1 protein-coding gene and 1 pseudogene are annotated in these 1,819 nt (G+C 72.4%); both read right to left on the bottom strand.

Annotation, left to right across the window (positions count from 1 at the left end; all coding sequences use genetic code 11):
- Window positions 1-711 (bottom strand): annotated as a pseudogene (locus G6027_RS07670) (histidine kinase); the annotation flags it as partial.
- Between the two features lie 69 nt (window positions 712-780).
- Window positions 781-1,819 (bottom strand): HAMP domain-containing sensor histidine kinase (locus G6027_RS07665; RefSeq protein ID WP_182636654.1); only part of this gene is annotated, 1,039 nt, incomplete at its 5' end.

Here is a 1,819-nt window from a genome sequence, read left to right as displayed (position 1 = left end):
CAACTCCCGGGCGATGCGCAGTCGCTCCTCGACGACGGCGCGGTCGCGCAGGGCCTCGGCCTGGTGCTCGATGGTGTCGGCCTGCTCGGCGAGGGCGTGGCGGCGACGTGCACCCCGCCACGAGGCGATGCCGAGTGCGGCGGCGCCGCCGAAGTAGACGATGTTGATGAGGGCGGTGTAGACGAGGTAGGCGGGCACGGGAGGGACGAGCCCCGACGAGCGGTCGGTGTCATCGAGGGTGTCGAGGATCTGCTGCATCCCCGATCCCAGCGCGAGGTACCAGATCATCCACAACGCGAGGGCGGCGGCGATCCCCACCGCCACAGCGACCAGCGCCCTGCGGTCGCGGGCCCACGCCACCGCGGAGTAGACGGCGATGAAATACAGCACCTGCTGGGAGACCTGTCCCATCACCAGCGGCATGACACTGCCGATGATCAGCAGATGCGCGGTCGCGCCGAGACCGGTCAGGAGCGGGAGGCGGCGGCGGATGGCGAGCAGGGCCGCCGCGCTCACCATCGCCGCGTACTGGGCCCAGAGCGGGGCGCTCTCCCCGCCCAACACGCTCATGCTCCGCAGGATCTCCAGACCCACCGCCGAGCAGGCGAACATGGCCAGGGCGAGGACCGCGTCGGCCCGGAGGTAGTTCTCCGGCAACGGTCGGGTCCATGCGTCCTCGGCGTCGAAGAGGCGGTTCAGGCGGGCCCACACGACAGCCGAGCCTATCCGCTCGCGGTCCGGCCGGTGGCGCGGCGCCGCGGTGGTGGCCGCCCGGATCGGTCACGGCTGGTCGGGGAGCTCCCCGATGGTCTCGACCGGCAGTTCCACGACGAACCGCGCTCCACCTGCGGGGGAGTCCTCGACACGGACCGTTCCCCCGTGGGAGCGGGTGATCTCGGCGACGATCGCCAGCCCCAGGCCGGACCCCCCGGTGCCCCGGGCGCGGTCGGCGTCGAGCCGGGCGAAGCGGTCGAACACCGTGTCGCGCTGTTCCGGTGGCACCCCGTCGCCGTCGTCGTCGACGGTGATCACGGCGCGCGGTCCCGCCGGGGTCGTGCGATCAACGGTGAGCCCGATGGTCACGGCCTCGCGCGCGTGCCGCCGCGCGTTGTCGACGAGGTTACGAACGACCCGCAGCAGGGCATCGGGGTCGCCGATCAGTCGCGCGGGCTCCACCGCGCCCGTGACCTCGAGTCCGCCCAGTCCGCGAAGCCGTCCGACCTCGGAGAGGACGATGTCGTCGAGGTCCACGTCCTCGCGACGCAGGGGGACGCCTCGCTCGTCGTTCTTGGCCAGCATGAGCAGGTCCTCGACCATCGACCGCATGCGTTGGACCTCGGGGAGCAGGAGGTCGTCCACGGTCTCCACGTCGACCGGGGTGCCGGAGGTCGAGGACAGCTCCAGCAGGGTCGACAGCGTGGACAGGGGGCTGCGCAATTCGTGCGAGGCGTCGCCGACAAAGGCCACCTGGGCGGTCCTCGCGGCGTCCAGGCGGGCGAGCATCGCGTTCATGGTGCGGGCCAGGCGCGCGATCTCGTCCTCCGCCTCGGGCACCGGGACCCGCTCGCCGCGCCCCGAGGCGGAGATCTCGGCGACCCGCGAGCGGATCGATTCCACCGGCCGCAGTACGCTGCCCATCGCGTAGTGCACGAACACCGCGGTCGCCAGCCCGGCCACGGGCACGAAGGACAGGAACAGGATCGCGCCCGCGGCGAGCACCGTGTCGTACCGGTCGGTGTCCGTGCCGACCTCCACGGCGAACGTCACGCCGCCGAGATCCACGCCGACCGAGGTCACCCGCAGGTCCGCGCCGCTGGGC

Origin of the sequence: Dietzia sp. SLG310A2-38A2, assembly GCF_014145095.1 — a bacterium.
Lineage (GTDB): Bacteria > Actinomycetota > Actinomycetes > Mycobacteriales > Mycobacteriaceae > Dietzia.
This window is presented reverse-complemented; position numbering and strand designations above follow the sequence as displayed.